Raw genomic sequence first — 22,140 nt, forward strand, 5'->3', positions numbered from 1 at the left:
GTCGGGCACCCCGAGCGGGCTGATTTTGGCCCTCACGGACGGTGGGCCGTCCCGCCTTCGAAGTCCGTCCCGACCCGCAACGTTCGCGATCGCCCCATGACGACAACTACGCCCATCGAGACCGCCGAGCCCGGGCTCTCCCATGACCTTCGCGAGATCCGTCGACGGGTCGAAGAGGCCCTGGCGGGATATCTCCCCGACTCGGATCTGGGGCCCGACCCCACGGCCGCGTGCCCGCCCCGGCTGGCCGAGGCGATGCGCTACAGCTTGCTTGGCGGCGGCAAGCGGCTCCGGCCGATCCTGGCCCTGATGGCCGCCGACGCCTGCGGGGCCGACCTCGACTCGGCGATGCCCGCGGCGTGCGCCCTGGAGATGGTCCACACCTATTCCCTGATCCACGACGATCTGCCGAGCATGGACGACGACGACCTCCGCCGGGGGCGTCCGACCTGCCACAAGGCGTTCGATGAGGCCACGGCGGTCCTGGCCGGTGACGCCCTGCTGACCCTGGCCTTCGAGGTCGTGGCCCGCGACGTCCAGCCGCCCGAGGCCGCCGCCCGGTGCGTCCTGGCCCTGGCCGAGGGGTCCGGCCCGGCCGGGATGGTCGGCGGGCAGATGGCCGACCTCCAGGCCGAAGGGCGGACCGACGCCACCCTGGCCGCCCTCGAGGCCATCCACCGACGGAAGACCGGGGCACTCCTGCGTGCTAGCTTGAAGATGGGCGCGATCGTCGCCGGGGCCGATGGGGCGATCCTCCGGGCCCTGGATGCTTACGGGCATGCGGTGGGCCTGGCCTTCCAGATCGTCGACGACCTGCTCGACGTCCAGGGGGACGAGGCCAAGCTGGGCAAACGAGTCAACAAAGATCATGGCCTGGGGAAGTGGACCTACCCCGGGCTCCTCGGCCTCGAAGGGAGCCGGCGGCGTGCCGCCGAGCTGGCCGACGAGGCGATCGAGGCACTGGCACCCCTCGGGCGCCGTGGCGAGCCGTTGCGGGCCTTGGCCCTGGATCTACTGGAAAGGGACCGCTGATGAGCAGCGCGGTGTTGGCAAAGATCAAGTCGCCGAACGACTTGAAGACGCTCTCGGAGAAGGAGCTCGAACAGCTTGCCGCCGAGATGCGCGATGAGCTGATCAGCGTCGTCAACCATCGGCCCGCGCACTTCGCCAGCAACCTCGGCGTGGTCGAGCTTTGCCTGGCCCTGCACCAGACCTTCGACTTCCGGACCGATCGGCTGATCTGGGACACCGGGCACCAGGTCTATCCCCACAAGCTGATCACCGGCCGGGCCGAATCGATCCACACGATCCGGACCAAGGGGGGCCTGATGGGGTATCCCAACCCCTCGGAAAGCCCGTTCGATCTCTTCATGACCGGGCACGCCGGTTGTGCCCCCTCGACCGCCCTGGGCCTCCGGGCGGGCGACGAGCTGACCGGCCACCCCGAGCGGCACTCGGTCGCCGTGATCGGCGACGGCGCGTTCCCCTCGGGCATCGTCTTCGAGTGCCTGAACAACGCGGCCACCGGCCTGGGCAAGAAGTTCCTGGTCGTCCTCAACGACAATCAAATGTCGATCTGCCCCCGGGTCGGCGGCGTGGGGTACTACCTCGACAAGGCGAGGATGGCCACCACCTACAACGACTGGAACAAGAAGCTCCGCAAGCTCCTGCCCTCGATCCCGCTGGTCGGCGACCAGGCCGATCGCTGGCTCCAGCAGATGAAGGACGCCATCAAGGCCTCGCTCCACGGCGGGATGCTCTTCGAGGAGTTGGGCTTCGCCTACATCGGGCCGATCGACGGCCACGACATGAAGACCCTTCGGCACTACCTGGAGAAGGTCAAGGCGATGGACGGGCCGGTCCTCCTCCACGTCCTGACCGACAAGGGGCACGGCTTCCCCCCGGCGATGGAAGACCCGGTCAAGTTCCACGCCCCCTCGCCGTTCCAGAGGCACGAGGACGGGATCATCCCGCTGACCACCTCGTCCAGCCGGGCCTACACCGACGCGGTCAGCGACGCCCTCTACAACGCGCTCAAGGCCGACCCCAAGGTGGCCGTCCTGACCGCCGCGATGTGCGAGGGGAACAAGCTCCAGAAGATCCGCACGGCCTTCCCCTCGCAGTTCTTCGATACCGGGATCTGCGAGAGCCACGCGGTCGCCTTCGCCGCCGGGATGGCCAAGGCGGGAGCCCGGCCGGTCGTCGACATCTACAGCACCTTCCTCCAGCGCTCTTTCGACCAGATCTTCCAGGAGGTCTCGCTCCAGGACCTCCCGGTCGTGTTCACCCTCGACCGGGCCGGCCTGGTCGGGGCCGACGGGCCGACCCACCACGGGAGCTACGACATCGCTTATATGCGGATGTTCCCGAACATGGTGGTGATGGCCCCCGGCGACGAGAAGGACGTCGCGCCGATGCTCGATTTCGCCCTCCACCACGACAGCCCGACCTCGATCCGCTATCCCAAGACGAACCTCGAACAGATCGATCGCGAGGTCCAGCCGATCGTCCTGGGCGAGGCCGAGATCCTGGAGTGGGAGACCGACGGGATGTTCCTGGCCTGCGGGACCCTGGTCACTACCGCCCTGAGGGCCGCCGAGCGGCTCCGCGAACGTCACGGCCTGAGGGTCGGCGTGATCAACGCCCGGTTCGCCAAGCCGCTCGATAAGACCACGACGCTCAAGGCGATCGAGGAGTGCGGCTTCGTCCTGACCGTCGAGGAGGGCTGCCTGCCCGGCGGCTTCGGCTCGGCCGTCCTGGAAGCCGCCAATGACGCCGGGCTGAATACTAGCCACGTCCGGAGGCTCGGCCTCCCCGACCGATTCGTCCTCCACGCCGAGCGCGAGGAGCAACTCGCCGAGGTCGGACTCGACATCGACGGCCTGACTCGCTCGGCCCTGGAACTCGCCCGGGCCGTCGGTCTTCCCACCGCCTTGACCAGCGACGCCGAGGCCTGGGCTGGTTGATCGGCCCTCTCTGGGCTCGTCGCCGGTCGTCCCCAAGGCCCGGGGCCCGCGCCATCCGGAGCGAAAATTCTCGGACTTTCCGTGTGCCACGCCCGCCAGTGCGGGCGTGGGATCCCAAGAAATTTCCCGGAAATCTTCGCCATTCGCCGCCTCTTTGACGCCGACTTCTCGTGAGTCGTCCTAGAATCGGAGGATCAGGATCCGTTCAGGCCAATCCCCCCGGCCGATCTCCGAGCTCTGAGAGTTCGGGCGGAGATCGGCGGCGACCAATCCCCCAGGGCCTGGCCTCGGGGATTCAGGGCGACCGGGGGAAATCTCATGAAAGTGCTGTTCAAGGTCGGATTGGCCGCCCTGACTTGTGTCGCCATCGCCTGGGGTGCCATCCAGTTCCTGCTCGGTCCATCCTCCGGGCACGGCGTGAGGCGCACGGTCGCCCTCGGGTCGGTGCCGGAACCGGGAGCTTCGACCAGGATACCGGAACCCGCGTTCCCCCCGATCCCGCTCTTCGGTGACGAGTTCATCGACGACAGCGGCTACGGTTTGGCCTACAACTGGACCGCGCCCATCGCGGATCGGGCGTCGTTGGCGGAGTGCCTGGAGGCATGTCGGGGGCGGTCCCGGCGGGGAATCGCCGCCATCAAGGCCGACCTCGATCGACGGCTGGTGCGAGGGGGTTCATCCCCGATCGAGGCCATCGAGGCGAGCAAACTGCTCACGCAGATCGCGGCCCTGTACATGTACGACGGCTCGTTCGAGGAGGCGGACGGCTGGATCGCGCGGGCCTTCGAGATGGCCGGTACCCCCGGGGTCCCGCCCGATCTCCAGGCCAACATGATCGCGTTCCGGGGGGTGAATGCCCTGAGGCGGGGCGAGACCGAGAATTGCATCAACTGCCTCGGGCCTTCGAGCTGCATTTTCCCGATTGCACCCGAAGCGGTCCACCAGAGGCCCGAGGGTTCTCGGGCGGCGGTCGGCTACTTCACCGAGTACCTCCGCCGTCGTCCTCAGGACCTGTGCGTCCGATGGCTCCTGAATGTCGCGTCGATGACCCTGGGCGAGTACCCCGATCGCGTCCCCCAGAGGTTCCTGATCCCGCCCGACCGGTTCCGGTCGAAGTCCGATATCGGCCGGTTCACCAACGTGGCGACGCTGGTCGGGCTCGACTCCCGGGGCCCGAACATGTCGGGGGGGAGCCTCTTCGACGACTTCACCGGTGATGGTCTGCCCGACCTCCTGACCACCACGATCGACTGGGATGGTGGGGGCTCGTTCTTCGTCAACCGGGGGGATGGCTCCTTCGAGGACCGATCGGAATCCTCGGGCCTGGCCGCCCAGCCGATGGCGCTGAATGCCGCCCATGCCGACTTCGACAACGATGGCCGGTCCGACGTGGTGATCCTCCGGGGCGGTTGGGAGAATTCCTACCCTCTGTCGCTCCTCCGGAATCTCGGCGACGGCCGGTTCCAGGACGTGACCGTGGCCGCCGGCCTGGGCGAGCCGATCGCGGCACCGTCGGCCGCCTGGGGCGACTTCGACAACGATGGCCGGCTCGACCTCTTCGTCTGCGGCGAGTATTCGGCCGAGCTGGACGAGATCTCGGGCTCGATCGACCCGGGTCGCAGCGGGGCGATTCCCGCCAATTTCTGCCGTCTCTACCGGAATAACGGCGACGGGACCTTCACCGACGTCGCCCGGCGGGCCGGCGTCCTGAACGAACGATGGGCCAAGGGGGCGGCCTGGGGCGACTTCGACGACGACGGGCATCCCGACCTCTATGTCTCGAACTTCGCCTCCCCGAACCGGCTCTACCGGAACAACGGCGACGGGACCTTCACCGACGTCGCGCCACGGCTCGGGGTGGATGGGCCGCGTTATTCCTTCGCCTGCTGGTTCTGGGACTTCGACAACGATGGCCGGCTCGACCTCTACGTCAACGGGTATCGAGCCTCGATGAACGAGATCGTGGGCCATGCCCAGGGCCGGCCCGCCCAGGGGGCCGAACGCCCGAGGCTGTACCGCAACCTCGGGCCTGAAGGCTTCCGTGACATCACGGCCGAGGCGGGCCTCGACCGGGTCCTCGTGCCGATGGGCTCGAACTTCGCCGACGTGGACAACGACGGCTTCCTGGACGTCTACCTGGGGACGGGCCGCCCGCCCTATTCCTACCTGGTCCCCAACGTGATGCTCCGGAACGTCGACGGGACTCGATTCGAGGACGTGACCGAATCGACCGGGACCGGCCACCTCCAGAAGGGGCACGGCGTCTCGTTCGCCGATTGGGACCGCGACGGCGACCTGGACCTGTTCATCCAGGTCGGCGGCGCGACGCCGGGGGACCGGGCCAACAACGTCCTTTTCCAGAACCCCGGCCAGGGGCACCACTGGCTCCAGGCCCGATTGATAGGGACTCGGAGTAATCGATCGGCCCTGGGAGCCAGGGTCCGTGTCGACATCCCAGCCGGCCCCACCGGTCCGGCCCGTTCGATCCACCGATCGGTCGGGGGCAACTCCAGCTTCGGGGGAAACAGCCTGGCCGTCTCGATCGGCCTGGGTGATTCCGCCCGGCCGGTCGCCTTGACGGTGACCTGGCCGACCGGAGGGCTCGTCCAGACCTTCGAGATCGCCGCGGACCGCGCCGTCGAGATCACCGAGGGGGTCGCCGAGCCCCGGATCCTCGACTCGACCCCGATTCCCTCCCCCGGTCGCCCTTGATGGCGGCGACGGAAACGGCGATCATCGCGGTGATTCGCCAGACCGGGTAGTCCCGGCTGGCCGACCCCGCACCGGAGTCGCGCGACCGCCCGGACGCGGGACGCGGCCCAAGCCCTCGTCGATCGATCGAGGAGGCTTGATCGCTCGACCGCGCGAAGGAACGCACCGCATGGCAAGTCTGCCCCTGTTCGATCGCCTGGAAGAAGAGTCGGCCGTCTGCTCGGTCTCGGAGTTGACCGCGCAGATCAAGGCGACCCTGGAAGGGGATTTCTCCGATCTTGCGGTCTGCGGCGAGGTCTCGAACCTGTCGAGGCCGCGCTCGGGGCATGTGTATCTGAGCCTCAAGGACGAGTCGTCTCAGATTCGCGCGGTGATCTGGAAGAGCGTGGCCCAGCGGCTGGCGTTCGACCTCTCGGACGGGCTCTCGGTGCGGGTCTGGGGCGACCTGGCCGTCTATGCGCCTCGGGGTGAGTACCAGATCACGATCCGACGGGTCGAGCCCGAGGGGATCGGGGCGTTAGAACTCGCCTTTCGTCAGCGGTTCGAGAAGCTCAAGGCGGAAGGGCTGTTCGACCCCGATCGGAAACGGTCGTTGCCGCGGTTCCCCCGGAGGATCGTGGTCGTCAGCAGCCCCACCGGTGCGGCGATCCGAGACTTCTTGCAGGTGACCGGCCGTCGATGGTCGGCCACCGAGATCCTGGTGGCCCCGGCGCGTGTCCAGGGGGCGGGATCGGCCGAGGAGGTGGTCGAGGCGATCGCGATGGCCAACCGCGTGAGCGGGGCCGACCTGATCGTGGTGACCCGGGGTGGCGGGAGCCTGGAAGACCTCTGGACCTTCAACGAGGAGTCCGTTGCCCGGGCGATCGCCGGTTCGAGGCTGCCGGTCATCTCGGCGATCGGGCACGAGGTCGACGTCACCCTGGCCGACCTCGCGGCCGACTTCCGGGCCTTGACTCCCAGCGAGGCCGGCGAGCGTTGCCTGCCCGACTCCCGCGAAGTTCGCCAGTCGCTGGACCACCTCCGGACCCGCCTGGTCCGGGACGCCCGCGACCGACTGGCCGGGGCCCGGCAACGCCTGGACGACCTCTCCGGGGCGCTCGACCGGTCCATCGGCCGACAGGTCGACGACCGACGGAATCGCCTGGCCCGGATCGCCGCTGCCCTGGAGGCGCTCAGCCCTTTGGCCGTCCTGTCTCGCGGCTACTCCCTGGCCTTCCGGCCCGGGGAAGAAGACCCGATTCGCGAGGCCGGGAGCCTCCGGCCGGGCGATTCCCTCGTGATCCGGCTGGCCTCGGGGTCGGTCGTCACGCGGGTCGAGGAAGTCCAAGAGGAAGCACATTCGTGATGATCCCGATGGGATCCATCAATTCGGGATCTGCGATCCAGCGAAGGAGCCGGCGAGCATGAGCATCGAAGAATCCGAGATCGACTTTGAAGGGGCCGTGGACGAACTGGAAGGGATCGTCGAGGAGCTGGAGCGGGGTCGCCCCGATCTCAGCACCGCCCTCGCCCGGTACGAGCGGGGCGTCCGCCTCCTGGGACACTGCCAGGGCCTGCTCGACGGCGCGGAGCGTTCGGTGGCGTTGCTCGCCGGTGTGGACGAGGAGGGGCGACCGATCATGACGCCCTTCGATGCCTCGGCGACGGCCCCGGCCGATGGCCGGAAGTGAGGAGCCTCGGGCCGTCGGTCAACGGGCGATGATGAATCGGTCGAGTTCGATCCCGTCGGCGTCGACCTGGCGGACGGTGGCCGCGTTCGGCTCGACGTCGACGACGGTCAGCGAGTGTCGGTCGGAGATGAACTCCTCGGTGAAGGGCAGCCAGGACGAGCGATCGCCGGACTGCTCGGCGTTATACAGGTTGGCCCCGCCGGCGCCGGTGACCAGGTAGATCACGCCCATGGGGCGAGTCCGGGCGGTACCGTCGTAAGCCTTGTCGATGGTCCAGGTTCCCGCGACCGGGCGGCCGGGTTCGGGGGCGTGGCCGTCGGCGTAGGTCCGGGCGGCGAACCTCAGCGGATAAGTCCGCTGGTAGTTGTGGACATGGCCGCTGAAGACGATCGAGACGCCTCCAAGCTCGAACACATCGGCCAGGATGCGCATCTGTTGCTCGCGCTGGTGGTCGGTCGACGAGTTGAAGCCGGGATGGTGGAAGGTGACGAATTTCCAGGGTTTGTCCTTCGCCGAGGCCAGGTCGAACGCGAGCCAGGCGCGGAGCGCGGGGTCGGCCCACTGGACGTAGGGGTTGGAGTCGAGGACCGTCCAGTGGACGTCGCCATAGTCGAACGAGAAGTTGGCCATTCTCGGATAGTTCGGGCCGGCGATCTCGCGGAAGGCCCGGAGGCGATCCTCGGGACCTTCCAGAGGCGGGGCCAGGCGACTCCCCGTCGCCCGGGTCGGGCCGTTCAACGGCTGCGACCAGAAGTAGAAGTAGGCCATCAGGTCGGGGTCTTCGGCGAAGTCGTTGGTGACCAGGTCGTGGTTGCCCGGGGCTCCGACGAAGAGCGTCGAGCTGAGCAGCGGTGCCCCGGCCCCGGGCGAGGCCTCGGCGGCGGCGAAATACGGGAAGAACCGCGCCCGGTACTCCCCCACCTTCCCTCGAAAGTAGACGAGATCGCCCGTGATCATGACGTAGTCGGGCCGGAGGAGGTGGGTCTGGTAAGCGATCTTGCACTGACCCTCGGTCCCCTTGGCCGAGTCGCCGAAGGCGACGAACCGATGCGGTTGGCCCGGCGGGACCTTGGCGCGAGCCTCGGCCTCGAACGCGGTCGAATCGCCGAGCTTCACCCGATAAGCGAATCGCTCGCCCGGGGCGAGCCCCCCCAGGACCGACCGGTAGATCCGGTGCCGCTCGACCCCATCAAGGATCACCGAGCGGGCGTCGGGGGCCCCGGATGGCTTCCAGTCCCCTTCCAGGGGGGATCGGACCTCGACGGACCAGTCGGCGTCGACATCGTCGGCGTGCCAGATCAGGGTCAGGTCGTCGGCCTCGGGTTTCTCGCCGAGCTGGAGGTAAGGCGTGGCCAGGAACGGGCCGACCCGTCGAGCGTTGGGGTCCATCGGCACCGTCGTCGCCCAGTCCCAGACCACATAAGACAGGGCCGTGAGGGCGACGCAGGCCAATAGACTGCGGAGTACCAGGCGAAGTCGGCGGAGGGACATCGGCGGGCTTTCTTGCGGTGTCGGGCGGATCGGCTCGGACCCGAGACCGCTCCGAAGGCGGGGGACCCTCCCGGGGGCTCGACTTTACCAACAACCCGACGCCGACTCCATCCCACCCGAGGATCCGGCCCGACCGATCGCGGCCCGTCGTTTGCTCCTAAAGTCGGCCATTCGGACGAGGGATGACCGCGGAGCGGTCGCCGGCAAGGCCCGAGGGAGCTTCTGACCCAGTCATGAGAGTGTATCTATTGAAGACCGAAGGACTTTCGCCGATCCTGGCCGTCGGGTTGATCCTGGGAGCGGTCGGGCCGTCTCCGGCCCAGGTGCCCGGATTGCCCGCCGAGGCCAAGCCGGCCGCACCTCCGGCGGCCGACCCGAGCGAGAAGGCGATTCCCGCCAAGGACAACCCCGGCTCGGTCTTTTCGGCGACTTCCGGGCCGATCCAGGTCAATCAGAAGATCGACGATGAGGACATTCGCTCGACCCTGGGAGATCTCCTGGATCAGTTTCCCGGGGTCCGCAGCGTTTCCGTCGAGGTTCGCGATGGCGTGGTGAAGCTGGACGGGCACGCCGGCGATGACGAGACGATCAGCCAGGTCACCGCGTTCACCAAGAAGGTCGAAGGTGTCCGGCTGGTCCTGAACCGGATGAAGACCGACGCCGAGGTCCTGACCGGTCGCGAGTTGCTGATGCAGGTGATCGGCCAGTATCGCGAGATCCTGGCGAGGAACTGGCTGCTGGCCCTGTTGGCCCTGGGCTTCGTGATGGGGTTCGGTGCCATCGCGCGGGTCTTCGCCCGCTATTCCGAGACGCTGCTCTCGCCATTCCTGGGCAACGCCCTGCTGAGATCGGTCGTCGGGTCGATCCTCAGTTCGCTGATCGTGCTCGCCGGCATCCTGCTCGGGCTCTCGGTGCTGAACCTGACCCAGGCGGTGGTCTCGGTCCTGGGGCTGGCCAGTATCGTCGGGCTGGCGCTGGGCTTCGCCTTCCGGGACATCGCCGAGAATTTCATCGCCTCGATGCTCCTGGGGCTCCGCCGGCCGTTCCAGATCGGCGACTTCGTGATGGTGGCGGGCAAGTCGGGATCGGTCCTCTCGCTCGACACCAGGGCGACGACCCTGATCACCCCCGAGGGGAATCATGTCCGGATCCCCAATGCGGTCATCTACAAGGAGACGCTGATCAACCTGTCGAGCACGCCGAATACCCTGGGCACGATCGAGGTGATGGTGCCTTACGAAGCCTCGATCGCCGAGGCCCTCCAGGCGATCAACCAGGCCCTGGAGTCGATGGAAGGGCTGCTCAAGACACCCTCGCCGAGGGCCCTGGTCCAGGCCCTTGAAGTCGGCGGGGTCCGCCTCAAGGCGACCTACTGGATGCCGACCCGGGGGATCGACGGCGATAAGCTCCAGAGCGACCTGAGGCTCAAGATTAAGGTGGCGCTCCAGCAAGCGGGCATCGCCTCGGCGACCAACCAGGCGACGCTATCGGTCGCGGGACGCGTTCCCGTGGAACTGATCGAGGCCGCGAGCAAGGGTCCGACCCGCCGCGGGGAGATCAATCGTCCTTCATCGCTCGCCGAGAGCTCGGAATCAACCAAGGATCGGCAGGTTCAGGACAACCTCCGCAAGGACACCCAGGCCGCCGAATCCGCCGCCGGGCCGGTCGAGCCCGAGGCTTCGCCGATCGATCATGCCATCCAGCAGGCCGTGGTCGAGGCCGCTGCCGATGGGAACAACATGCTGGCCAACGGAAACTCCTGATCCCCGATCGGCCTCGATCGGGAGCGGATCTACCCGGCGAAAAGACCGCGGTGGCCGGAATTGATCCGGCCACCGCGGTCTTTATGCTTCGTCGATCGACTCGTCCCGACTTATTTCGGGGCTTCTTCGGTCTTCGGCTCCTCGGCCTTCGGCTCCTCGGCCTTCGGCTTGTCGGCTTCCGCCTTCGGTTCTTCCTTCGGCTTGTCGGCTTCCGCCTTGGCCTTGGCTTCTTCCTCGGCCTTGGCCTTGGCTTCTGCTTCCGCCTTGGCTTCTGCTTCCGCCTTGGCCTTGGCTTCTGCTTCCGCCTTGGCCTTGGCTTCGGCTTCCGACTTGGCCTTGGCTTCTTCCTCGGCCTTTGCCTTGGCCTCGGCTTCCTTCTTCTTGGCTTCTTCGTCGGCCTTCATTTTAGCTTCTTCGTCGGCCTTTTTCTTGGCCTCGGCTTCGGCCTTCATTTTGGCTTCTTCGTCGGCCTTGGCCTTGGCCGCTTCTTCGTCCTTGGCCTTGGTGTCGCCCTCGGTCTTGGCCTTGCGGACCATCTCGATGTGCTTGTTCAACAGATTGGCGCGCTGTTCATAGTAGGTCTTGAGCCCCTTGGAGGGGGGGAAGATCCGAACATCGGCCTCGTAGTTGATACCTTCGACGACCGGCGGCTGCTTGCTGTATCCGGTGAACCAGGCGGCGAAGACCTCGGGGCTGACGCCCCTCCGAGGGGTGGCCTTGAGGTCGCGGGCATCGATGGCCCGCCCGGTGATGAGCAGGTCGAGGACCGGCGGCGGCTCGATCGTCGTCTCGACGAGGCCGGCGTCCTGAGCCGCGACGATCAACTCGGCAATGGCGTGGAGGGCCGCCTCTCTCTTGGCTTCGACCTCGGGCGGGATCGTCGGCAGTGGGGCTTCGGCCTCCGCCTTGGGAGCCTCGCCCGGCGAGGGGGTCTCGGCCGGCTTGGGCGTCTCGGCCGGCTTGGGGGCCTCGGCCTTGGGTTCTTCCTTCTTCGCGTCCTGGGCGTCCGACAGCCCGACCATCAAGGACAGCGACAACGCGATCATGGCGAAGCGGCGCACCGGGAATCTCCTGTCTGTACTGGGGGAATCATCCTATCGAGGCGAAGTCTCGATCCGCCGACCCTCGGGCGGGATGTGACGAGTCTAACGGTCGAGCGAGGGGGGTGCCAACCCCTTCGAGCTTCGGTCGAGAGTATTGCAAGGATTGGGGGGATGGCGAAGTCGAGAAGTTGGGGGAGTCCCGGTGATTCGGGCGAATTCCTAGGTGATCCTGACCGATGCAAGAACCTGAATGTCCCGGCGGCGGACGGATCGACGATCTCGGCATGGAAGCGGAGGCTCAGGGCGATGGAGCGTAGAAAGCACAGGGTCCGCCCGTCGATTGAGGGGCTGGAAGGTCGGCAACTTCTCAATGGGTCGAGGGGCCACGCGGCCCAGGTTCGGGCGAACTCGGTCGCCACGGTCACGAAGACCAAGATCGACTATACGACCTCCGATGGTGCCAAGGTTCATATCCAACTGAGGGGGCCGGGAAGCCTGAAGGGCTCGACCGTCACCGGAGATGTATTGAATCTGGTCTTCGCCCATACCACCACCGCGAGCGATATCATCGGTAACGTGAAAGGGGGGTCGGGCCAGGCTTCGCTCGGGACGCTTCGCAACGAGAATGTCCCGATCGGGTCGTTGACCGGCCTGGGAGGCAACCTGATCGATCAGGTCAAGCTGCCCAAGTTCAACCTGATCTCCGGCGGGATCATCAATCTGTTGGATGGCGCGAATGAATTGACGTTGAATTCGGTCGCCCCCAATTCCCAGGTCCGTCTCCGCGACACCCCGCTGAACACGACCTCGATCGCCGCCAGGCTGGGCGACGTCAACAATAACAACAACAGCTTCAATTCGTCCCTCACCTCGATCGCCAGCATCACCACGAGCAACCTTGCTCTACGCGGGGCGGGCACGCTTGAGCCAGTTATTACCGGCTTCGGAGGCCCGAATGTCGGGGCCAGCAACGGCGCGTTCCCCTCGATTCCGACGATCGGCAACGGGCAGAATTTCCCGGGTACGCTCGGCCTCACTCAGGCGACGGTCAGCGCCGGGCGAAGCCTGAACTACGCGAGCGACGGAAGTAAGGGCGTGGTCCTCTCCGGGATCGCCGGGACTTTCATGCCGGGCCCGAACCTGATCGAGCCTCGGGACGCCAGCATCCCCGGCGACCCGGTCCCGCCCCCGGGCGTCCTCGTCAACATCAAGAACATCAAGGGCGGGCCGACGGTGAACAGCCAGCCCCTGGGGAACGCCCAGATCTTCGGCTACGACTCGGTGGCCAATGCCCTGATTCGCTTCGACGCCGTCACCGGGGCCCAGCTCCAATCGATCGCCGTGCCGGCCTCTCCCAACGGTCAGGGCGGCGTGACGCTGGCACCGATCAACGGGCATCTTTTGGCCCTGGTCGGGCTCGGCCAGGGAGTCTTCGCCTATGACGCGGTGAGCGGTGCCCCGGTCGGCGGATTCATGACAACCAGCCTGGTTGGGCTGGGGATCAACTCGGTGACCGGCCTGACCTACGGCAACGAGACGACCGTCATCGCCGATGCCAACAGCGGGCCCAATGGGACACTCCAGACGATCGACCTGGCGCAGAGCCTGGCCACCGGGCAGGCCGTGGCCGTTGGATCGCCCTTCTCGCCCAATCGCGAATTCGCTCTCTCCGGGGGGATCACCTCGGTCCCGGGCTATCCCTCGCTCTATTCCCAGGGTGGAGCCTATTTCGATACCTTCCAGCCCAACCAGACCCAGGCGGGCGTACTCACCCTCAACGCGAGCGGCGGGGCCATCAGCGAGGCATCCAGGACGGCGTTGAGCAGTCAGGGGAACTTCGTCCCGACCAATCCCGATGGGTCGATCATCGGCGATGCGTCCCGGGCCGTCGGCAGCATCGACTCCTTCCTGGCCATCGACAAGGGAGTCCAGGGAGGGCAGAACGTGATCGGCCTGGTCACCCCGAACGGGTTGAGCAGCGTCGGCACGATCTACCTGGCCAATGCCAATCCGCTGGCCGGGCTCAGCCAGTCGTTCCACCCCGAGCTCGTCAACAGCGCCCTGATCGACGTCCAGGGGAACGTGCAGTCCTTCACCGCGAAGACCGCCACCGGCATGGTCCTCAACGTCGCCGGCAACCTCAACATCGTCTCGATCAATCAGGCGACCGATTCCACGATCATCGGCCTGCCGTTCGGCCACGTGGACATCGGGACGCGGAACAACGTGGCGATCCTCTCGTCGGACCGGATCGTCTCGGGACGTGGCGGCGTGACCGTCATCCCATCCGCTCGCCAGGTCGGCCCGCTCTTCCTGCCCTGATCGGTCCCAAGGATCCGGTCCCGGCCCTCGGCGATACGTCCGCCGAGGGCCCGCGACCCGGGGAAGATCCGAATCATCAGAGATCTCGCGAAGCGTCCTCGGATGGAGGCCGGGGAAAGGTTCCGCGCATCGTGGGAACCTCCCCGGCGACCGGTCGGGGGTGAGGCCTGTGGTCGGCCGGGCGGTTGAGGAAGTGCCGCTCGATCGCCTCGAAGAAGAGCCAGCCCGTGCCGACGGCCGCCGTCGAGACGATCGGGATCATCACCAGGACCCTGGCCCAGAACCCCACCAGCCCCATCCCGTAGAGCCACTCATTGCCGACGGTGCAGACCAGCAGGTGGATCAGATAAATGCTGTAACACCGACGGCCGCAAGCCCTCAGCCAGCCCGAACGACGGGCCGGACCATCGAAGTCCCGGAGCGCGATCAGCCCGAGCCCGAACAACGAGGCCACCCAGGTCGATCGCATCGTGGTCAGCAGCCCCATGACCATCAGGCCGACCAGCGACGCGTCGATCAGACGCTTCGACCTCGGGGACTCGGCATGGACCAGCCGCCAGTAGACGGCCAGGCCGACGGCGAACTCGTGCCACAGGTAGATGAATGATCCCTCGTAGCTGAACAACCAGCCGACGTCCGAGGCGAATCCGCGGAACCCCACGATCCCCGCCGTCGCGATCCCCAGCGCCGGGAAGAGTCGGCGAGGGGCCGCCAGCAGGATCAGGAAGCTGAGCAGGTAGAATTGCTCCTCGTAGCAGAGTGACCACGCAACCCTGGTGAAGACCTCCATCGCCCCGCCGCCCCAGGCCCGAGATCGCCAGGTCTCCGTGAGCGTGATGTTGCCGAGCCATTGAGCCCGGTTCAATTCGCCGGGCGAGGTCAGTTCCAGCGAATGTCCGCCATCGTGGAGATGGTGCAAGCCCGCCCGGTCGAGCCCCCATGTCGTCATCACGAAGGCGAGCAGCGCCACCCAGTAAGGCGGGTAAATCCGCCGGAGCCTCCGCCGGAGGAACGACCACGACGAGGCCCCACGCCTCCGGTGGGCATCCAGGCTCGCGGCGATGCAGTAGCCGCTGATCACGAAGAAGAGCGGCACGCCCAGGTCCATCTGCCGGACGAACCAGACCGGCAAGAAGCGGGCCCAATCGCCGCCCGAGGTGCCGCCGACCTCGGCCCAGGTCAGGGCGAATCCGGAGTGGTGCAGGACCACCATCAGGCAGGCAAGCCCTCGCCAGGCGTCGAGCGACTCGTAGCGAGGATCGTGCCCCGGAGGTCGAGGCATGGCCGCTCCTCATCTGGGATTCGGGGTTCGAGCAGGACGGATCTTGGCGACCGTCGTCGGGGCTACTTCGACGAAATGGGGTCCATCCAGTCTACGTCCTGACCTTCCCGGAATGCCAACCCCACTCCCTGATCAGTGATGCATTCGCTCGATAATTCAATTTAAATCAAATGGTAAATTGTTTATTATGATAATATGTTTTATATATTCATTTTTGGTTTGATCCGGAATTGCGGCCGAATTTCATGAATTATTCTTGACCCCGTGTCAATCGGCGACTAGAAATGGATTGTGCCGTCGGTCCGTCGTGAATTCGAGGGGAAGTCGTGAAACCCCAATGGATTCGAACCTTCCTGATCATCTTGAGCATTCGGGCGATCTTCTTGTCGCCTGCACATGCCTCCAGGATCGAATCCGGCTTCATTTCCCATGGTTCTTTATTGAAGAACCAGGACATGGCCCGGCCCGTTCGACTCCGGTTCACGAGGCCGACAACTCCATCGGCCGTACACGAGCGGATCGACTGCATCGCGGGCGACGATGGCGGACAAGACTTCCATGACGCCATCAGCTCGGCAAGCTCCTGGATCGTTTTGCCCTCCCCCAAGCCGGCATTCGTTTACGAACCCTCGCTGACTCGCACTTCCCATTGCATTGTTCGGCTACGCTGTTAGCCCGCCCCACTCCCTACCCTACGCCCGATCCGGGCCGATCTCGATCGTCCGATCATCCTCCGATACGTCCCAATCACGGACCATCGATGGTCCCGGCGCGTCCCAGGCTCGCCGGCAGATTCGTCGATCTGGTCCGGGCGATCCTGATCTTACCGCCTCATTGCGATGGCCTGGATCGTGGCGTGCCTTGGGGTGGGTGTTTTTGTGTTCATTTTTGATTGGTGATGATTTTCTCGGCCGATTCGCTCGCTCGATGCGGGGCCTCAGCGTCATTGCGGCTCTTTCATACCCGCTTCATTCGCAGAAAGGAAATCGACATGATCGCGAATGCTCATGTTCGGCTGTGTAGCACGATTCTCTTCGCCCTCCTCCCGCTCGGGATCGCCTCCGCCGGTGAGCCGACCGAGCCAAATCCCAAGCCTTCCGAGGACCTTCCCGGGATTAGCCTGCTCGACGCCATGCGCGACGGCGTCGTCTCCGCCAAGGCCGAGGGGACCGGCGATGGAAAGATGGCCATCACTCTCACGAATCAGACCAGCCGGAAACTCCGAGTCGTCCTGCCCCCCGGCCTGATCGCTTCGGGAGCCAGCGGCCAGATGGGCGGCATGGGCGGCATGGGGGGTGGAATGATGGGCGGCATGGGTGGCATGGGCGGCGGCATGGGCGGCATGGGCGGCGGCATGATGGGGGGCATGGGCGGCGGCATGATGGGGGGCATGGGCGGAGGCATGATGGGCGGCGGCATGATGGGAGGCGGGATGCTAACCATGCCGGCGACGATGGGCCTGATGACGCTCGGTCGCCTGATCATGCGGCTGGTCGAGCCCACCGAGAGTTGGAATCCGGCCTCGCTCATGATGGGCATGATGGGAGGTATGGGCGGCATGGGCGGCGGCATGATGGGGGGCATGGGCGGCATGGGCGGCGGCATGATGGGGGGCATGGGGGGCGGTTTCCGCTCGGTCCCGCCCACCGGCCTGCCCGATGCCACGCTCAAGCCCGGCCAGACCCGACGCCTCTCCACCCGCCTGGTCAGCCTCGATCCCCCCTCCCCCGAGACCGGCGTCCGGCTCCCCCGGGCCGGCGAGCCGCTCCTGATCGGCGACATCGCCCAGATCAACGACGACCCCAAGGTCCAGAAGGCCCTCCGACGCCTGGCCCTCGACAAGGCCCCCGAGGCGATCTCGCAGATGGTCCTCTGGAACCTGGCCGACGGGCTCGACTGGGCCGCGATCTCGCAGCTGACCTCCGGCTGGGTCAACGCCCAGGAGCTGGCCCTGGCCCGTCAGTTCGTCGATCGGATCGAGGGCCTGCCCGAGGGGGAGTCGGGGCAGCTCTTCGTGGAGGTGGTGGCGGGGGAGTCGCAGCATGAGGCGTTGGCGACCCGACTGGAGAAGACGCTGCACGCCGGCCCGATCCTGGGCCTGAGGCCGGACTCGGGGGTGCCTTCGGCGCCGAGCGGCCCTTCGGTGGGCTGCAAGGTGCAGATCGTGGGGGAGTCGGATCACCCCGAGGCGTTGGTTCGGGTGGCCGAGAGCGACGGGCATCGTGGCTGGAAGTCGATGGGCAAGTTCAGCTTGCCGGTGCCGCTGGACGCCGAGGGGAAGCAGGACCTGAAGGAGTTCGGCGAGCAGTTGACCGAGGGGCTGCTCGGGCGGCTGGTCCGCGCCCGGTTGATCAAGGGCAAGCGGCTGGAAGGGGTGCCGACGTACACTCTCCAGATCGACAACGCGTCTCCGCTGATCCTCAACGGGTTCTCGCTGGCCGGCGGCCTGGCCAAGCCGAGCGACCCGCCCCACTATCTCCTGGGGATCAGCCTGCCGCCCCAGAGGAGCTTGAAGATGCCGTTGACACCCCAGATGGTCGAGGCCTATGGCATGAAGAAGGGGACGCACCTGATCGCCCTGGACCTCTCGGCACTCTGATTCGGCCCGCCGGATCGGGCGACCCGGCTCCGGGATTGCCCGATCCGGAAAGTTTGCCCAGGCGTTGCTCATGAACCTCCGAGCCTGGGCCGATCCTTATCGATGCCGGTCGATCGTCCTGCGATGGAGTCGGGGGCGGGTCGGCCGGGTCGAGCCTTGAGACCTGAGCGATCTCAGGAGGAGGTGCCTTTCGTGACATTGCGAATCATGCTGGTGAGCCTGGTGGCGAGTCTGGGGTTCGAGTTGCCGAGCGATCACGACCTGGCCTGCTGGTCCCATTCGGGCCGGGAGTGGGTTGCCGCGAGGCTGGCGGACTTCTCCGGATCGAGCATCGAAGCTGACCAGTTCGCCGCGGAGGTGGCCGACGAACCGGTCGCCACCCCGGTCATGGCCGAAATCGTGAAGGCCGACGATGACCGCACCTTCGAGGTGGCATCGGAGGCGATGGCGGCCGATTTCGCGGCCGACCTGCTCGCGATCCAGGTGGAGAACCCGGGTCCGGACGACACCCCGGCTCGCTCCGAGGTGGCCGCCCTGGCCATGGTCGGGGTTCCTTCCGGGGAAGAAGCGTTCGTGAGTTGGGAGGCACCGGCCGAAGAGGTCGTCGCGTCCACCACGGAAGAGATCGAGGTCGACGCGACCTACGAGGAGGAGGACGAGGACTCCTCGGCGGTCGATCGTCTCTCGACGGCCGTACGCCTGACCCGCGAGGCCGTCCAGGCGTGGGCCGACCTGATCCCCGAATCCTCCGACGAAGCCGAACCCACCTACTGAGCTGGGATCGACGATCGAGGTCGGCCCGTCCCCCGACGAGGGGGGCGGGCCGACTTCGCATTTCGAATTCGCCGATCGCCCGAGCCCCAGGAGCATTCGGCCCGTGGGGGCGTCCCTCGTTTTGGCGTCCTCGCTTTATCGGGCATCCTGGGGTTGATTATTGTCAACCGATCCCTGTTTGCGCCCGGGGTCGATTGTTACAATCCAACCCTGCCAATCGCCGTGCCCATCAATCAGCAAGTCCCTACCCTCAGCCTCGCGGACTGATTCACGACTTCCGCACCAGCCCGAATAAGCGAACCCATGATGATCAAAGATCGTCGGCTGATTGAGGCTGGAGAGAACCGCGAGAATAACTTCGACGCCCTGCGCGTCGCGCTGGCCCTGATGGTGATCCTCTCGCACTCCTACCCGATCCTCCAGGGGAGCAACTCCCGCGAGCCGCTGTTCCGTTGGACCGGGGGGCAGAAGACTGCAGGCGAGCTGGCGGTGGAGGGCTTCTTCCTGATCAGCGGCTACCTGATCGCCGCGAGTTGGCTGAGGAGCCGGGGCCTGCTCGACTACCTCCGCCGTCGGACGCTCCGGATCGTGCCCGGCTTCCTCGTGGCCGTGGCGTTCTCAAGCCTGCTCGTCGGCCCGCTGCTCTCGGGGGACGCGGGACTCTACTGGTCCCGGTTCGAGGTCCGCCTCTTCCTGATCCGGGCCCTGAACCTGGAGGGGTCCTATGCGCCGGGCCTGACGACTAACGGGTCGCTCTGGTCAATTCGGTATGAGTTCCTCTGCTACCTGGCCGTGGCGGCGCTGGGCCTGGTCGGAATCTTGAGGCGGCGTTCGCTGGTCGTCCTGGCCCTGGTCGGCTGCCTGGGCATCTACGCTTGCCAGATCCATCTCGGCCTGAAGATGCCGGGCAGCCGACTGACCTGGTTCTGGGGCTTCCCGGATTTCTGGCCCCGACTGGCCGCCAGTTTCCTGGCCGGCGTCTGCTTCTACCTCTATTCCGATCGGGTGATCCTGTCGAATCGACTGGCAATCGCCTCAACGGTCGTCCTGATCCTGGCGGCCGTGTTCCCCTCGGCCAAACTGCTGCCCTTGCTGATTCCCCCGCTTGGCGGCTATCTGCTGTTCTATCTGGCCTATTTCCCCGCCGGCCGGCTGAGCGGCATCGCCAAGCGGGGCGACCTGACGTACGGCCTTTATCTCTACGCTTTCCCGATCCAGCTCCTCCTGGTCAAGTGGTTCAAGCCTCAGCTCGGCCCCCTCGGGCTGTTCCTGGCGGCGTCGGCCTTGACGGCGATCCTGGCGGCCTTGAGCTGGCATTTCGTCGAGCGGCCCAGCCTCGGGCTCCGGCACGCCAGGCGTCCGTCCCGGGTGATTCCTCCCCCCGATGCCCCGCCCGATCGCCCGGTCGTCGCCTCGATGCCGATCGAGGCCGGGTCGACGATGGAGTCCTGATCTCGCGACCGGACCGCCTTGGCGCATGCTTCGTTACCCCAGCCGCTCGACCCACCCGGACGTCGGCAGCACCTCGCTGAGGAGCATCTGCTGGGCGCAGAGGATCGAGCGGTGCAGCTCCTCCGCCGTGACCTTCCCGGCCGAGTTGTCCAGCGCGAGGGTTCCCGTGGCGTCGCTGAGGAACTCGACGTTGAAGCCGCGATGCACCGCCTGGCGTGCGGTCGTGTCGCAGCACATATGTGTCATATATCCCGCGATGGTGACGGTCTCGATCCCTCGCTCGCGGAGCCAGCTTTCGAGCGGGGTGCCCGTGAAGCTCCCCGGCAAGGTCTTCTCGATCAGGGCCTCTCTCGGCCGACCCTCCACCTCCGGGTGGAGCTTCCAGCCGTGGCTCCCCTTCTGGAAGAACGGCTTGTCTGGCTGGTCGAAATGATGCTGGATCACCACGGTCGGGATCTTGCCCCGGGCGGCGTCCATGACCCGGAGGATCTGGTCCAGGTGGCCGACGGGGTGGGTGATCGGCAGGGCTCCGTCGAAGTACTCGTTCTGGACGTCGATCACGAGAAGCGCGCGGCTCATGGAAAAGCTCCTTGCTGTCCAGTGACTGGCCCGACTCGAAAGTCGAGGAGGTCGATTCGATCAATCGCCAAGAAGAGTTTCATCATACGCGATATGCGATCGAACGCTTCTGCTGGGGTACGGCCGAGACGTCCCGAGGTAATGGCCACCTATAATTGCCCTGATCCGATGGCAACGAACTTCGTTACGAGGAAGGCTTTCCGTGATCCGTAACTCCGGCCGTCCGGGCTCCTCCGAAATCTCGGCGAGAAATGGACGCGAGTACTACATAGGAGTTACGCGGTCATGTCAGGTTGTACATCGGATTGGCGATATACGCACGCACCGCTCCTCGGATGATCCGGGCCTTCGCCTCGTACCAACTGACCCCCGTGGTGTAGAAATGGTGCTCCAGCCGCAGGAACGCCCGGATCGACAGCCCGATGTGATTCCGCTGCGCCCGCGCCGCCCGGACCTGGGCACGCTCCACCCCGCAGCACTGCTTCAGGCCCCGGTGATAGTTCTCGATCGCCCAGCATCGCTCGGCGTGGGCCAGCCGGGTCAATTCGCCCATCGCCAGGTCGTTGGTCGCCCAGTATTCAACGTCTCCGCCTTGGGAGACCACCTTGAAGACGCGGATCGACCCGAACCCCTCCAGATGAACGATGGTCCCCTCGGGGGCGATCGCCAGTCCTGCGACGGCACGGTAGCCCTGGCGGTCGAGGTCCACCTTGCGGTTGACCTTCAGCTGGGTCAGGAACGTCCAGCCGCAGGCCCGGACCGCCTTGAGGTTCCCCAGGCTCGAATACCAGCTATCGAACGCCACGCACTGCGGCTCGAAGCCGCGGGCCTTGGCCTGGCGGAGCATCGCCAGGAAGTGGTCGTTCTTGGTCAGGCCGTCCTTGGCCTTGTCGTAGACCCGGTAGTCGCAGGGCACGACGGTATCGCCATCGGTCCAGGCCGTGGTGATCAGGTTGATGCCACGGACGACCCGCTTATGCTTGCCCGACCAGTGCCGGCTGACCAGCTCGATCTTCTCGGCGTGGAACTTGTCGAGGGTCGAGTCATCGAGGACCAGCATCCCGCCCTCCTTGCGGACCATGGGCCGGGCCTCTTCCCAGAGCGTGGACGGGTCGGGTTCGATCCGATGGAGCAGACGGGTGAAGGCATCGTGGGCCGGAGCGTCGGGCGACTCGGGTTGCACAGCGGCGGCCTCCGTGCAGCAGAACGCCTTCGGGGAGGCGATGAGGAAATCGATGTAGTCGGTGTCGTGACACTTGGGGTTCGGGGCGTACATGCGATCCATCATGGACGTCCGAACCGATTGGCGCAATATGGACGCCCGATCACTGCTGCGTAACTCCTACTACACTTCAAAGTCGCGAAAGTTCACGGTCTTCCAATTTGATGACCAAAGACAACGATTTCGACTGGCTTAGTTGAGATGTTCAACGCGTTCCTATGATTTGGTCGGAGGAATTGCTATCATAATTTCCGATTGCTGCCCG

General features: G+C 66.1%; 15 protein-coding genes. 10 read left to right on the forward strand and 5 right to left on the reverse strand.

The features are described from left to right. The first annotated feature begins 96 nt into the window (after positions 1–96). The 5 genes from P12x_RS00555 (at position 97) to xseB (ending at position 7,348) form a co-directional block, all read left to right on the forward strand. Positions 97–1,032: a polyprenyl synthetase family protein gene (locus P12x_RS00555; protein ID WP_435008861.1), complete on the forward strand. Its 936-nt coding sequence runs from the start codon at positions 97–99 to the stop codon at positions 1,030–1,032. Further along, on the forward strand, positions 1,032–2,966 hold the full coding sequence (gene dxs / locus P12x_RS00560; protein WP_435008862.1) for a 1-deoxy-D-xylulose-5-phosphate synthase: 1,935 nt from the start codon (positions 1,032–1,034) through the stop codon (positions 2,964–2,966). The genes P12x_RS00555 and dxs overlap by 1 nt, the downstream gene beginning before the upstream one ends. Before the next feature lie 318 nt (positions 2,967–3,284). Beyond that, positions 3,285–5,678 (forward strand): CRTAC1 family protein, encoded by a 2,394-nt coding sequence (locus P12x_RS00565; RefSeq protein ID WP_435008863.1) that lies wholly within the window; start codon positions 3,285–3,287, stop codon positions 5,676–5,678. Positions 5,679–5,847: 169 nt separating this feature from the next. Beyond that, the gene (gene xseA, locus P12x_RS00570; protein WP_435008864.1) at positions 5,848–7,023 is read left to right on the forward strand and encodes an exodeoxyribonuclease VII large subunit; all 1,176 of its coding nucleotides are present in this window, start codon (positions 5,848–5,850) and stop codon (positions 7,021–7,023) included. Positions 7,024–7,081: 58 nt separating this feature from the next. Then, complete coding sequence (gene xseB, locus P12x_RS00575; RefSeq protein ID WP_435008865.1) at positions 7,082–7,348, forward strand: exodeoxyribonuclease VII small subunit; 267 nt, start codon at positions 7,082–7,084, stop codon at positions 7,346–7,348. Between the two features lie 18 nt (positions 7,349–7,366). On the opposite strand, the gene P12x_RS00580 is transcribed toward xseB, so the two are convergent. Further along, complete coding sequence (locus P12x_RS00580; protein ID WP_435008866.1) at positions 7,367–8,839, reverse strand: metallophosphoesterase; 1,473 nt, start codon at positions 8,837–8,839, stop codon at positions 7,367–7,369. A 233-nt stretch (positions 8,840–9,072) separates the two neighbouring features. On the opposite strand from P12x_RS00580, the gene P12x_RS00585 reads away from it, so the two are divergent. Then, entirely contained in the window at positions 9,073–10,602 is a 1,530-nt protein-coding gene (locus P12x_RS00585) for a mechanosensitive ion channel domain-containing protein (RefSeq protein ID WP_435008867.1), read from the forward strand. Positions 10,603–10,712: 110 nt separating this feature from the next. Here the strand turns inward: P12x_RS00585 and P12x_RS00590 are convergent, their stop codons facing one another. Then, complete coding sequence (locus P12x_RS00590) at positions 10,713–11,663, reverse strand: hypothetical protein (protein ID WP_435008868.1); 951 nt, start codon at positions 11,661–11,663, stop codon at positions 10,713–10,715. 288 nt (positions 11,664–11,951) lie between these two features. Between P12x_RS00590 and P12x_RS00595 the strand changes: the two genes are divergently transcribed. Further along, on the forward strand, positions 11,952–13,967 hold the full coding sequence (locus P12x_RS00595; RefSeq protein WP_435008869.1) for a hypothetical protein: 2,016 nt from the start codon (positions 11,952–11,954) through the stop codon (positions 13,965–13,967). Between the two features lie 76 nt (positions 13,968–14,043). On the opposite strand, the gene P12x_RS00600 is transcribed toward P12x_RS00595, so the two are convergent. Then, the gene (locus tag P12x_RS00600) at positions 14,044–15,249 is read right to left on the reverse strand and encodes an acyltransferase family protein (protein ID WP_435008870.1); all 1,206 of its coding nucleotides are present in this window, start codon (positions 15,247–15,249) and stop codon (positions 14,044–14,046) included. Positions 15,250–16,240: 991 nt separating this feature from the next. On the opposite strand from P12x_RS00600, the gene P12x_RS00605 reads away from it, so the two are divergent. The 3 genes from P12x_RS00605 (at position 16,241) to P12x_RS00615 (ending at position 20,074) form a co-directional block, all read left to right on the forward strand. Continuing rightward, the gene (locus tag P12x_RS00605) at positions 16,241–17,848 is read left to right on the forward strand and encodes a hypothetical protein (protein ID WP_435008871.1); all 1,608 of its coding nucleotides are present in this window, start codon (positions 16,241–16,243) and stop codon (positions 17,846–17,848) included. A gap of 192 nt (positions 17,849–18,040) precedes the next feature. Next, a complete protein-coding gene (locus tag P12x_RS00610) occupies positions 18,041–18,622 on the forward strand; it encodes a hypothetical protein (protein ID WP_435008872.1) in 582 nt (193 codons plus the stop codon). Between the two features lie 303 nt (positions 18,623–18,925). Next, complete coding sequence (locus tag P12x_RS00615; RefSeq protein ID WP_435008873.1) at positions 18,926–20,074, forward strand: acyltransferase family protein; 1,149 nt, start codon at positions 18,926–18,928, stop codon at positions 20,072–20,074. Positions 20,075–20,107: 33 nt separating this feature from the next. Here P12x_RS00615 and P12x_RS00620 read toward each other — a convergent pair whose 3' ends face one another. Together P12x_RS00620 and P12x_RS00625 are read right to left on the reverse strand one after the other, a co-directional pair. Further along, positions 20,108–20,653, reverse strand: a complete 546-nt coding sequence (locus tag P12x_RS00620) for a cysteine hydrolase family protein (RefSeq protein WP_435008874.1) — start codon at positions 20,651–20,653, stop codon at positions 20,108–20,110. Between the two features lie 283 nt (positions 20,654–20,936). Then, positions 20,937–21,941 carry an IS701 family transposase gene (locus P12x_RS00625; protein WP_435005193.1) on the reverse strand — a complete coding sequence of 335 codons (1,005 nt, stop codon included), beginning with the start codon at positions 21,939–21,941 and terminating at the stop codon, positions 20,937–20,939. Positions 21,942–22,140 lie beyond the last annotated feature (199 nt).

This window comes from Tundrisphaera lichenicola, assembly GCF_051175385.1.
In the GTDB taxonomy this organism is placed as follows: Bacteria; Planctomycetota; Planctomycetia; order Isosphaerales; family Isosphaeraceae; genus Tundrisphaera; species Tundrisphaera lichenicola.